Genomic DNA, 10,105 nt, shown 5'->3' with positions numbered 1-10,105 from the left:
CCGGGCCCTGGCCGTGGAGGCCCGGGTGCGCGGGCTGCTGGGCCCCGGCGCCCCGGACCTGCTGGATGTCATACGCGAGGGGCGGCCATGATCGTGCTCGTACGCCACGCCGAGGCCCGGGGCGGCGAGGGCCGCTTCATCGGCAGCACGGATCTGCCCCTGTCCGCCGCCGGCCGGGCCCAGGCCGGAGCGCTGGCCGCCGCCCTGGCCCCGGCCCGGCCGCGCGCCGTGTTCGCCAGCCCCCTGGCCCGCGCGCAGGACACGGCCCAGCCCCTGGCCGCCGCCCTGGGCCTGCCCGTGGGCGCCCTGCCCGGCCTGGCCGAGATAAACCTCGGCGCCTGGGAGGACCAGCCCCGCGAGGCCGTGCGAGTCGCCGATCCGGCGGCCTACGCCGCCCGGGGCCGCGACTTCGCGCATTTTCGCCCCCCCGGCGGCGAGAGCTTCGCCCAGGTTCAGGCCCGGGCCCTGGCGGCCCTGGACATCCTGGCCCGGGGCCCCCTGCCCGCCGTGGCCGTGACCCATGCAGGCGTCATCCGCGCGGTGCTCTGCCACGTCCTGGGCATGCCCCTGGCCAACCTCTTCCGCCTGGACCCGCTGCACGCGCACGCCACGACGCTGCGCCCGGCGGCCCAGGGGTTCGCGCTGCTGGGCTTCAACCTGCCCCCGGCCGCCCTGGCGCCGCGGCCCTGAGCCCGGCCCCGGCGCGGCAAAGCGGCGCACGGCCTGCCCCCACCCCGGTACGCCGCGCCGGGAAGCGCCAGGGCGCAAAAAAAGAGGGCGGCGCAGCCACCCTCTTTCTTGAAACAAGCCCTGTCGGCCTTGCCAACCCTGGCTGACCCCGGCCGACCGGCGCCTGCCGGGCGCGCGAGCCGGGCGGTCCGCCCCGGGCGGACTCAGAACGGCACGTCGTCCATGCCGCTGGCCTCGCTGGGGAAGGCCGGTCCGAGGTCTTCCTCCTCCTGGAACTGCTGCTGCTGCCTGCGGCCGCCGCCCTTGGCCGGGGCGGCCTGGCGCGCGGGGGCCTGCTGCTGCTGCGGGGCGTCATAGCCACCCTGCTGCGCGCCCTTGGGATCCAGGAACTGGACGCGCAGGGCCTTGATCTCCGTGGTGTAGCGGTCGGTGCCGTCCTGGGCCTGCCACTTGCGCGTTTGCAGGCTGCCCTCCACATAGACCTGGCTGCCCTTGCGCAGATAGTTGGCGCACAGCTCGGCCTGGCGGCTGAACACGGCCACCCGGTGCCATTCCGTCTGCTCCACGCGCTGGCCCTGCTTGTCGGTGTAGCTCTCGTCGGTGGCCACGTTCAGGTTGCAGATGGCGGCGCCGCTCTGACTGTAGCGCAGCTCGGGGTCGCGCCCCAGCCTGCCGATGATCATGACTTTGTTCAGCGATGCCATATCGTTCTCCCTTTAATGTGTCTTGCTGGCCTTGGATACGACGAAAGGTGCTTCGGGCGCAAGGGCTTCAAGCTCGTCCAGCAGTCCTTCGAGCTGCTCCGAGAGCCGGTTGGCCAGGGCGGGGTTCCAGTCGGCCAGGGCGGCGTCGAGCGCGTCGGCCAGGGCCTGGGCCCGGGCGGCGTCGGGCCCCAGGGCCGCGCGAATCTCGGGCGCCGCCTCCAGGCGCAAAACGTCGGCCAGGTCGCGGGCCAGTTCGAGCACCCCGCGCGGCGCGCCCCCGGGCAGGGCCGGTTCGCCGCGCCAGGCCAGGTGGACCAGCCGGGGCCAGTCGCGGGGCACGTCCTCGGGGCGGAAGGTCGTCGCCAGCACGCGTATTTGCAGGTTCCTGCCCATGACCGGCGCTAGCCGCGCTCCTCCCACTCGCTTTTCACGCGGTTGACCACGTCCTGGATCAGGGGCAGCTGGTCCGGCGGGCAGACGCCGATGAGCGGCTGTCCGGCTTCCACGCTGTGGTTGTCCTTGAAGTAGACGGCGTAGATCATGCCTTCGGGCCCGGAGTACGGCAGCACGCTCTCGCGCTTCATGCGCGAGACGATGAACAGGTCCTGCCCGTCGCGCACGCGCACGGACTGGGGGCCGTAGGCCTTGATCTTGGTGTCCGCCTCGGGGAAGAAGTAGTACTTGGCCTGCTCCCTGGCGTGGAACAGATACAGGGTTTTCTTGAGGATTTCCTGGATCACCTCGTCCTTGGTCAGGTAATGGCGCAGGGTGTAGAGCACGGTGCCCGCCTCCACGAAGCGCCCGGCGTGCTCGGTGAAGACCTTTTCCACCTCGCCGCGCATGGGCGCGCGGATGGCCTTCTTGTTGCGCTCGCGCTCCAGGTGGGCAAGCAGGGTGCCCGGCCGCTCGCCCCAGGAGCCCTGGGGGCCGGTGACCTTGGTGCCCGGCTCGGTGAGCACATGCTCCACCACGCCCGTATGCGGAGCCGCCACCTCCACCAGCTTGTAGGGGGCGGACTTCATCTCTTCGAGTAATGCCTTGACGTCCTTCACTGGGGGCTTCCGTCCTGTTGTCGTGTTCGCGGGCCTGCGGGCTAGCGGTAGTAGAGGTTGCGCCCGCCCATGGTCTGCAGGGCCTGGTTCAGGTTGGCGCGCACGTCGCGGCGGTCCCAGATGCCGTGGATATGCCCGCGCGACAGGGCCTGGTGCGCCACATGATAGTTGGGCGGAATGTCCAGGCCGGTGGTTTCCTTGATGACCCCGGGCCCGGCGAAGCCGATGTTGGCGCTGCGGATGGCGAACTGGTAGGGCGAGCAGCCCAGGAAGCTGGCCACCGGCCCGGCGTAGGAGTTGGTGTCGTAGACCACGATGTACAGCCCGCCCGCCTCGATGTAGCGGCGCACGGCCATGGTGCAGCGCGGCATCTGGATGACGCCGTTGACGCCCTCCTGGATGCGGATGCCCGCCGTGCCGTGGACGTAGGCGATGAAGGGGTAGTGCTTCTTGCGCGCGCGCTCGGCGGCGCGCACGAACTTCTCGCCCTCGGCGGCGCCCACGCTGCCGCCCCGGAAGGTGCCCACCAGGGTGGCGCAGATGACGTTCACATGCTTGATGCGCGCCTCGAAGGTCACGCAGGCGGACTTCAGGCCCGTTTCGGCCTTGGCCTTTTCCAGCTTGGCCGACAGGCCGTCGTAGTCCAGCGGGTTGCCGGACTCCACGCTGCGCGAGAACTCGAAGATGGACCCGTAGTCGAAGACGTTGTGCAGGTACCACTGGTATTCCATGCGGAAATGGTGCCCGCAGGTGGGGCAGACCCCGGCGAAGTCGCCGAACAGGTCCGGCGCCCAGAGGTCCTTGCAGCCGTGGGTTTCCGCGTTGGTGCAGGTCAGCACGCGGTCTTCGCGGGCCTGGGGGCTGACATAGACCCCGGGGGTGTCGCAGGAGCCCTTGTCCCAGCAGGACAGCTCCGTCAGGCTCTTGCCCGCCTCCTCGGAGCAGACCGCAGCACGGCCCGGCGCCAGGGCACGGCGCGCCCAGCGCAACGGCACGGCGGCCTTGTCGCGCACGACCTGGAACTCGCTGCCGATCTCCTCGAGCATGTGCGTGAACTTCTTCTTGTGCTTGCGGAAGAAGTCGTACTTGAAGAAGGAGTAGACCGACCAGCCCGCCTCGCGCGCCAGGCGCTCGACCTTCTTGGTCAGCGGCGAGTTGTCGATGTAGGCGTGGCGGCTCATGCGGCGGAAGCGCTGGTAGCGCCGCCAGACCAGCCGGTCGCGCGCGCCGGCCGACAGCGTCCAGCGCACATAGATGTCCTCGGCGCTGGCGTTGCGCTTGTTGCGCTGGGCCGAAAGGGTCATGGCCCGGAAGAACTTCCAGCCGCGCACGTTGAGGACCACCTCGTCCGTGGCGCGGATGACCTCCGAGCGCAGGACCTTGAAGAAGTCGTAGTGCTCGGGGCGGGCGCCCAGGGGCGGCTCCTGGATCACGCGGTCCACATAGCCCATGGTGCGGTTGTCGTCGGCGGTGATCTTCAGCCGCCGGGCGCAGGTTTCGATCAGCTCGGCGCTGGCGCGCTGGCCGCCGCGCAGGCGGCCCTCGATGGCCGCGGCGCCCTCGGGGCTGATGACCGAGTAGTAGCCGTGGGAGAGCATCAGGCGCACGTCCGCCAGGCCGATGGCCTCGGCGCCGCCCGAGCCGCCCTCGGAGAACACGGCGATGACCGGCACCTTCAGCCCGGCCATCTCGTAGAGGTTGCGCGCGATCTGCTGCGCGGCGCCGGGGTAGTCTTCGAGGGGGTAGGCCCCGGGGGTGAAGACGTAGGTGTGGATGGGGATGTTCTCGGTCTCGGCGACCTGCATGTAATGCTGGGCCTTGGCGTTGCCCCAGGGCTTGACCGAGCCGCCGTTGCGGAACTCCTCGCCGTGGCCCTTTTCCTGGCCGATGACCATGATCGGCTGGTTGTAGACCTTGCCGCCCACGCGGCGGGTGATGTAGGCCCGGGCGATAAGCACGCTGGGGTCGATGTTGTATTCGCCCTCGCCGCCTATCTCGGTGTAGTTGTCGTAGACGTTTTCCAGGATGTCCTTCAGGCAGATGCGCTGCGGGTGGCGCACGATGCGCACCTTGTCCATGGGCGTCAGCTCGCGTTCGAGCTTCTTCTCCAGGAAGGCATAGAGGTCTTCCAGGGCCTCGACCTGGCGCGCGGCCTCCTGGGCCGACATGGCGCCGCCGTTGTCCGTGAAGTCCTTGAGCTTGGAATGCAGCAGCTCGATGTTGGCGTCTTCCCGCTCGGCGAAAATGTCCTGGATATACTTGAGCCTCGCCGCAAGGCTCTGGATGCGCTTTTCGATGTCCATGGCTGTCCGTGGGATGGCCGACGCGGCCGCCCCCGCCGCGCCGGGGCGCGGGGAACGGGGGGATGCAGCGCCGGGGGTTGAGGCGCGACGCGCCTAGAAGACCAGCAGATTCTCCGTCTTGTGACGCAAAAATTCCACGTTGGACTTCAGCTCCACGCCAGTGGAATCTGTACCGCCCAACACCAGCTTGTCAAGGAACTCCAGGCCGCGCGCCTTGGCCTCGGCCAGGTCCTTGCCCCAGATGATGGCCAGGGCCAGGTTGGGGTCGAAGTCCGTGGGGATCTGGTAGGGCTCGTCGGTGGGCACCTGGGTGTGCACCGACAGCCAGGGCGCGCTCTCCCACGAAAAGGAGTCGATGCGCCCGGCCCAGGGGGTGAACTTGTTGTCGGGGTCCTCGGCGATGAGCCGGTATTCGATGCCCACGCCCTCGAAGGTGATGTCCTTCTGGGTGTAGCCGGGGCGCTCGCCCAGGGCGCAGCGGATCTGCTCGGCGATGAGGTCCACCCCGCCCTTGCCGCCGATGCGCGAAATCACGGCGGACACGCCGTTCTCAACCTGGATGCGCGTGTTGACCTCCATGAGGAAGGGCTCGCCCCGGGGGGTGACGATCCACTCCCAGGTGCCCACGCTGTCGTAGCCCGCCTCGCGGGCTATGGCCAGGCTGTGGTCCTTCACGGCCTCCAGCACCGCGGCGGCGTCGAAGCTGTAGCGCAGCTCGGCGGGGACGAAGCCCGGGGCGACCTCGATGCGCTTCTGGCGCCCGGTGGACTGCACGGAGCAGTTACGGGTGCCGAAGTGCAGGGGTTCGCCGCCGTGGCGGTCGCACAGGATCTGCACTTCCAGGTGGTTGAAGTCGAAGATGCGCTGCTCCACGAGCACGCCCTCGTCGCCGAACTGGCGCTTGGCGTAGTTGCGGATGCGCCGGTAGGTCATGCGGAAGGAGTCGATGTCGTGGATTTCCTCGATGCCCATGCCGCCGCCGCCCGCCGAGGCCTTGAGCAGGACCACGGGCCGGGCCACGTCCTGCTCGCGCTGGAAGCTGAACAGGTTGGCGGCGATCTCCTCGGCCTCGGGCTCGTCGTAGAGCGGGCGGTCGGAGCCCGGCACGGTGGGCACGCCCAGTCCGCGCGCCAGGCGCTTGGTGTTGATCTTGTCGCCCAGGTCGCGGATGACGCGCCAGGACGGGCCGATCCAGGTCAGGGCGCGGGTGCGCTCGGTGACGCGGCGGGCGAAGCGGAAGTCCTCGGCGAAGAAGCCGTAGCCGGGGTGCAATGCCGTTGCGCCCGCATCATCTGCGACCGCAAGCAATTCATTGGCGTCCTGATACGACGAAATCCGGTACAGGGAACCCGGGCCGCCCTGCTCGCGGGCCAGGCGGACGTGGCCGGAGTGGGCGTCGGCGGCGGTGTGGACGCAAACGAAGTCCAGGCCCAGTTTGACGCAGGCCTGGACTATTCTCATGGCGATTTCGCCTCTGTTGGCTACCAGTACTTTTCCTTTGATGGGCACGGTTCCCGTCCTGGTTGGGTCATTGGCTCTGCTGCTTCTTGCGCAGGGCGATCATGCGCTTTTGGACCTCCAGGACCAGCTTGTCCAGCCGGACTTCCTGGCGACGGTCCAGGGCTTCGAAATTGCAGCCCACAAGACCGTTGTCGAGGGTGCGCATGACCTTGGCGCACAGCTTGGGGATGAACACCTTTTTGTTGATGAGCAGGTCGAATTCGACCAGGGAGCCGGGCGTGAAGGCCTGCCCCTCGGCGGCCTTGAAGGCCAGCCCCATGGCGGAAACGTCCGCCACCTCGCAGGTGGCGCCGCGCTCGGGGATGAACACGGCAAGGCCGGGAATCCTGGCCCGGAAGGCACGCCGCTGGGCGCCCTTTTCATCTCCGGCGACGGAGAACGACAGTTCCGACAAATCTTCGGAGGACATGGCGGCTCCTGCTATTTGCTGACCTGCTTTTCGAGCACGATCTCGACGCGGCGGTTGCGCGCGCGGTTCTCCTCCGTGTTGTTGGGGAACAGGGGCTCCATGTCGGCCAGCCCCGTTGCTGTCAACCGCTTCTGATCGATGCCGAGCTGCATTAGATAGCGCAAAACATATACGGCCCGCAAGGATGAAATTTCCCAGTTATCCTTGAAACGTGCGCGCGGGCTGGGGGGAATGTCGTCGGTGAAGCCCTTGATGTTGATCTGCTGGTCGTTGGCCTTGACCAGGAAATCCTTGAGCTGGCGCAGGACTTCCTGCCCGCGCTGGTTCAGCTCCACGTCGCCGCTGGCGAACAGCACGTCGCCGGGCAGGCGCAGGGTGATCTTGCCCTCCTCCAGCACCGCGCCGACCACGCCCTCCACGCCCCGGCGGGTGATGAAGGTGCGCACGTCGGAGAAGACCTTGCGCTGGGCCTCGATGAGCTGCTTTTGCAGCAGCACCGTGTCCAGGATGGCCGCGTCCTCGCTCTTCACGCGGGCGGTCATGAGCTGGTCGTCCTTCATGCCCAGGGCGAGCTTCACCGAGAGGAAGGAATCCGTGAACTTCTTGGGGTCCAGGGTGGACATGGAATAGAGCAGGATGAAAAAGACCAGCAGCAACGTGACCAGATCCGCAAAGGTGAGGATCCACTCGTTGCGCTCCGGCTCCGGCTCTTCGACGCCGAGCAGGGATTCCCACTTGCTATCGGCCACTGTTCTTGCGCTCCTTGGGCGGCTCGAAGGACGACAGCTTCTCGTAGACCAGGCGCGGGTTGTTGTTCTCCAGGATGGACTTGGCGCCCTCGAAGATGATCTGCAGGTGCAGCTCCTCCTGGCTGGTGCGCGCGCGCATCTTGCCCGCGAAGGGCAGGAAGATCAGGTTGGCCATGATGGAGCCGTAGAATGTGGTCAGGATGGCCACGGCCATAGCCGGGCCCAGGGAGGTCGGGTCCGAAAGGTTGGAGAGCATCTGCACCAGGCCGATGAGGGTGCCGATCATCCCGAAGGCCGGGGAGTAGCCCGCCAGCTTCTGGAAGACCTCGATGGAGACGTTGTGGCGGCGCTTCATGGTGCCGATCTCGATGGTCAGCGTGTCGCGGATGAGCTGGGGGTCGGCGTTGTCGGCGATGAGCTGGCAGGCCTTCTTGAGGATGGGGTTCTCGGTCTGGATGTTCTCCAGGGCGATGAGCCCCTCGCGGCGGCTGATCTCGGCGATGCGCACCATGATGTTCACCACGTCCTCGACCTTGCCCTTCTTCTTCATGAACATGGACAAGGCACCCATGTGCGACTCGATGACATCCTTCAGGGGGAAGGTGACGCAGATGGCCGCGAAGGTTCCGCCCACGACGATGAGCAGGCCCGGGCCGTTGAAGAACAGGGCGAGGTCGCCGCCCATGCTCATGGCCCCGATGACCAGGACGAAGCCGAGTACGGAACCAAGTAGGGTAACGATATCCATGCGCATTGCTCCGCTAGTGTTGCGCCAGCGTTGACACGGACGCGGATTGCGTCAACACTGCTCCCCGGTGGCCGCCCTGGCGGCCGAACCGTCAACCTCGTCCCAAAGATTCACACAATTATGCAAAACATCGAAAAAGTCCAGAAAGCTGCGGAGTTCATCCGCGCGGGCCTTCCCGCGCCGCACAACGCCCGCACGGCGGTGGTCCTGGGCACGGGCCTTGGCGCCTGGGCCGACGGGCTGACCGAGGTCGCCGCCTTCGACTACGGGGCCATTCCCGGCTTCCCGCATTCCACCGTCCAGAGCCATGCCGGAAAGTTGACGGCGGCCCTGGTCGACGGCGTGCCCGTCTGGGTCCAGCGCGGGCGCTTCCACCTCTACGAGGGCTGGTCGCCCGCCGAGGTCTGCATGGGCGTGCGCACCCTGGCGGCCCTGGGCGTCTCGCGGCTGATCATCACCAACGCAGCCGGAGCCCTGAACCCCCAGTTCGACGCCGGGGGCCTGATGCTCATCACCGACCATATCAACTTCACCGGCGCCAACCCGCTCACCGGCCCCAACCAGGACGCCTGGGGCGAACGCTTCCCGGACATGAGCCGCATCTACGACGCGGACCTGCGCCGGTTGGCCCTGGACAAGGCGGGCGAGCTGGGCATCCGCCTGGAGCGTGGTATCTATATCGGCGTAAGCGGCCCGAATCTTGAGAGCCCGGCGGAAACCCGCGCCTTCCGCCTGCTGGGGGCCGACGCGGTGGGCATGTCCACCGTTTTGGAGGTCATCGCCGCCCGGCACATGGGCCTTGCCGTGCTGGGCATCTCGTGCCTGACCAACAAGAACCTGCCCGACTGCATGGGCGAAACGTCCCTGGCGGATGTCATCGCCCAGGCCGAGGCGGCCTCGGGGCGGCTGTCGCGCCTGCTGGGCGCGGTCATCGCGGCGGCGTAGCCGCGCGGCGGCCCCGGGCCCCGCGCCCCGGGCCGCCTCCCCCCGCCTCAGGCCTGGGAGTGGGGATACGGGGCCACCACGTCGTCCATGTCCATCTGCCGGGCGCGGAAGCCGTCGGCCTCGATGGCGTAGCGGGTGATGGTGTTTTCGTCGTGGTCGATGATGTCCAGCCCGCTCTCGTGCCCTTCGGCCATAGCCTCCATGACGCGCAGCACAACATCTTCCACCCGGTCATACTCGCCGTCGTGCTCCACGAGCACGGTGCCGTCCGCATAGCTGACCTCGTCGAAATCCAACACAGGCTCCAGGCGCTCGAAAGCCTGGGGCGAAATGCCGTTGAACGTGCCGAAAATCTTGACTCCCTTGCGCATGGTCTCCTCTCGCGGACAGGCTCCCGGCGCGGCCCGGGGTTGGGGTTCCGTCTTCCTACCTAATTCCGTGGTTTCCGAAAGTCGAGGAGGAAAGCGGCCTCCGGCCGCCCGGGGAGGCCGGGGCCGGGGCGCCGCGCCATGTTGGCAAGGTGTTTGCTTGAAGGGACGTGACCCGCGCGGCGGACGCCAGCGGTCCGACACCACGCACCCGCAAGCATCGTCCAAAGGAGGACCAACATGCTCTCGCTGCTCAAACGTCCCGAGCCCGAAACGCCCCAGCGCCAGAAGATCGACAGCGCCAAGGAACTGTTCACCTCCGGGCAGTTCCAGGTGGTGACCACCCGCGACATGCCCGGCAAGGCCGTGCGCCGCGTGGTCGGCCTGGCTGCCTTTCGCGGCTACGACATGGAGCAGGCGTTCTACGGCATGATCACCCGCGCGCTGACCAACGGCGCCAACGCCATCATCGGCTACCAGGAGAACGTGGCCTTCCACCCCGACGGCAGCAAATACATTTCCTGCTACGGCACCGCCGTGCGCGTGGTCGACGCCCAGTAGCCCCCTCCCGCAACGAAAAACGGGGTGCGGCCTTGCGGCCGCGCCCCGTTTTCGT

Annotated in this window: 12 protein-coding genes; 3 read left to right on the top strand and 9 right to left on the bottom strand. The window is 67.8% G+C overall.

Annotation, left to right across the window (positions count from 1 at the left end):
* The first annotated feature begins 87 nt into the window (after positions 1-87).
* Positions 88-690 (top strand): histidine phosphatase family protein, encoded by a 603-nt coding sequence (locus tag M0P34_RS09875; RefSeq protein ID WP_291498748.1) that lies wholly within the window; start codon positions 88-90, stop codon positions 688-690.
* A 203-nt stretch (positions 691-893) separates the two neighbouring features.
* Here M0P34_RS09875 and M0P34_RS09870 read toward each other — a convergent pair whose 3' ends face one another.
* From M0P34_RS09870 to M0P34_RS09835, 8 genes are all read right to left on the bottom strand, one after another.
* Positions 894-1,394 (bottom strand): single-stranded DNA-binding protein, encoded by a 501-nt coding sequence (locus M0P34_RS09870; protein WP_291498747.1) that lies wholly within the window; start codon positions 1,392-1,394, stop codon positions 894-896.
* 12 nt (positions 1,395-1,406) lie between these two features.
* Positions 1,407-1,763, bottom strand: a complete 357-nt coding sequence (locus M0P34_RS09865) for a hypothetical protein (RefSeq protein WP_291498746.1) — start codon at positions 1,761-1,763, stop codon at positions 1,407-1,409.
* 32 nt (positions 1,764-1,795) lie between these two features.
* Positions 1,796-2,446: a biotin attachment protein gene (locus M0P34_RS09860; RefSeq protein ID WP_291498745.1), complete on the bottom strand. Its 651-nt coding sequence runs from the start codon at positions 2,444-2,446 to the stop codon at positions 1,796-1,798.
* A gap of 41 nt (positions 2,447-2,487) precedes the next feature.
* A complete protein-coding gene (locus M0P34_RS09855) occupies positions 2,488-4,749 on the bottom strand; it encodes an acetyl-CoA carboxylase carboxyl transferase subunit alpha/beta (RefSeq protein WP_291498744.1) in 2,262 nt (753 codons plus the stop codon).
* A gap of 93 nt (positions 4,750-4,842) precedes the next feature.
* Positions 4,843-6,258: a biotin carboxylase N-terminal domain-containing protein gene (locus M0P34_RS09850; protein WP_291498743.1), complete on the bottom strand. Its 1,416-nt coding sequence runs from the start codon at positions 6,256-6,258 to the stop codon at positions 4,843-4,845.
* Positions 6,259-6,277: 19 nt separating this feature from the next.
* A complete protein-coding gene (locus M0P34_RS09845; protein WP_291498742.1) occupies positions 6,278-6,679 on the bottom strand; it encodes a PilZ domain-containing protein in 402 nt (133 codons plus the stop codon).
* Positions 6,680-6,690: 11 nt separating this feature from the next.
* A complete protein-coding gene (locus tag M0P34_RS09840; RefSeq protein ID WP_291498741.1) occupies positions 6,691-7,428 on the bottom strand; it encodes a flagellar motor protein MotB in 738 nt (245 codons plus the stop codon).
* Positions 7,418-8,176 carry a motility protein A gene (locus M0P34_RS09835; RefSeq protein WP_291498740.1) on the bottom strand — a complete coding sequence of 253 codons (759 nt, stop codon included), beginning with the start codon at positions 8,174-8,176 and terminating at the stop codon, positions 7,418-7,420. Before M0P34_RS09835 ends, M0P34_RS09840 begins: the two co-directional genes overlap by 11 nt.
* Before the next feature lie 120 nt (positions 8,177-8,296).
* On the opposite strand from M0P34_RS09835, the gene M0P34_RS09830 reads away from it, so the two are divergent.
* Complete coding sequence (locus M0P34_RS09830; protein ID WP_291498739.1) at positions 8,297-9,121, top strand: purine-nucleoside phosphorylase; 825 nt, start codon at positions 8,297-8,299, stop codon at positions 9,119-9,121.
* Positions 9,122-9,168: 47 nt separating this feature from the next.
* Here M0P34_RS09830 and M0P34_RS09825 read toward each other — a convergent pair whose 3' ends face one another.
* A complete protein-coding gene (locus M0P34_RS09825; protein ID WP_291498738.1) occupies positions 9,169-9,492 on the bottom strand; it encodes a hypothetical protein in 324 nt (107 codons plus the stop codon).
* 237 nt (positions 9,493-9,729) lie between these two features.
* Between M0P34_RS09825 and M0P34_RS09820 the strand changes: the two genes are divergently transcribed.
* Positions 9,730-10,050: a heavy metal-binding domain-containing protein gene (locus M0P34_RS09820; RefSeq protein ID WP_291498737.1), complete on the top strand. Its 321-nt coding sequence runs from the start codon at positions 9,730-9,732 to the stop codon at positions 10,048-10,050.
* Positions 10,051-10,105 lie beyond the last annotated feature (55 nt).

It is taken from the genome of Desulfocurvus sp. (genome assembly GCF_023230885.1).
GTDB lineage: Bacteria > Desulfobacterota > Desulfovibrionia > Desulfovibrionales > Desulfovibrionaceae > Desulfocurvus.
Note: the sequence above shows the minus strand (reverse complement) of the source record. Positions and strands in the feature narration are given on the sequence as shown.